The organism is Rhizorhapis sp. SPR117, from assembly GCF_021742065.1.
This window is the reverse complement of sequence record NZ_JAKKIE010000175.1, coordinates 1-1510: the sequence shown is the minus strand read 5'-3', so window position 1 is coordinate 1510 and position 1510 is coordinate 1. Positions and strand designations below refer to the sequence as shown.

1 protein-coding gene is annotated in these 1510 nt (G+C 61.1%); it reads right to left on the bottom strand.

What is annotated here, in order from left to right; all coding sequences use genetic code 11:
• Positions 1-313: 313 nt before the first annotated feature.
• Positions 314-1429 (bottom strand): IS110 family transposase, encoded by a 1116-nt coding sequence (locus L3X40_RS21770; protein WP_237367418.1) that lies wholly within the window; start codon positions 1427-1429, stop codon positions 314-316.
• Positions 1430-1510: the final 81 nt, after the last annotated feature.

The window sequence follows — 1510 nt, the reverse complement described above, 5'->3', positions numbered from 1 at the left end:
CAACGCTCTCATGACTGCCATCTGCGCTGCAGAACGAGTTTATCCTGCCGCCGACCTTTCGGCTAGCGGTGAATTTGGCCTGGCCGGAGTGCCGCGGGCTCCTGATCGACGACGATTGATCAAGCTCTCATCCGCGGATTGGTTACCGCACTACCCGTTGTCCGTCGCTGGACCTTCCTCATTCTAAGCACGGGCGTCGGACTTGCCTGCCCCAACGTTGACCGAGGATTGTCCATCACAGTCGGGTGCCCGCGACACACCGGCCAGGCCTATGTTGCCAGAGGGTTGAGCTGATGCTGAACCCCCTGGCAGGTCAAACCGTCACCTCCGGCTGCACCCGGCGAGCGATGTCCCAAGCGAAGCCCACGAGTTCGCGAGCGATCGCCGTATTGACCTTGGGCTGTGGCTTGCCTGTCGCCGACAATCGGCGAAAACGCTGGCAAAGACGCACCTGCGCCTTCCAACCGATTGCCTGAATATCCTCAGGCAATCCCGCGACACGATCCCGATAACGTCGCTCTTCGCGGGCAGGTAGGCGATATGTCCAGCCTGCCTCGACAAGCATGGTGCGGGCATGAGCGTTGCCGGCCCGCGTAATTCGGCCGCGATGGACGCGTGATCCGCTTGAATATTCCGAAGGCACCAACCCGAGGTAGGCCATCAGTTGTTTCGGATTCTGGAACCGCGTCAAGTCGCCAACCTCGGCGATCAGAGTTGCGGCGACAATCAAGCGAACTCCGCGCAGCGCCTGCAGGCTGCGAACAAGAGCGGCAAATCGCCAGCCCTCCACTGCTTCCGCGAGCGCCGCCTCCAGCCTTTCCACGCGCGCCTTTGCCTCCAGAACGCGATGCTTTGCTTCCTCGAAGGCCAGTTGCTGATGCGGAAAATCGAAACGTTGCTCTGACAGCCAGCGCCAATAGGCTTTGGTCCACGCCGTTTTGCCGCAATACCGTCGATCATGGCGAAGTAGGAAGCTCCGCACCATTTGCTTTGCTGAGGTTGCCGCTTCCTGAGCAGAGCGCCGCGCCCGCACCAGATCCCGGATCGCCTCATGCTCTTCGTCGGGCACCCAGATCGGATCAAGCTCTCCAGCACGCAGCAGGCGGGCCAGCGTCATGGCATCACGCCGATCGGTCTTCACCTGATCGCCAGGCCGTCTGGGCATCATCGACGGCGCAATAACGATACAGGGCTGAGCGAGCTTGGTCAGGAGACGCTGAAGCCCGTAGCCGCACGGCCCCGCCTCATAACACCAGCTGAGCGTGGTGCCGGAACCGCCAAGCCGCTTGACCAAACCGCGCACAGCATCATCCTCATTCGAGATCGTACCGTAGAAGCGAACCTCACCGCCACGCTCACCTTCGGCGACCGCCACCGCGACAGTTTCCTTATGCACGTCCAGCCCGATGTATTTGGTACCTTTTGCCATCGACTATCTCCTTTGCTCTGACCCCCAGGCGAGCAACGCAGATCGGAGCCAAAATGGCTCCCGGCAGTCATTGGGTCTAAG

Bases quoted from the DNA above. Each gene is read 5' to 3' on its own strand.
- L3X40_RS21770 (WP_237367418.1), bottom strand. From the start codon at position 1,429: ATGGCAAAAGGTACCAAATACATCGGGCTGGACGTGCATAAGGAAACT.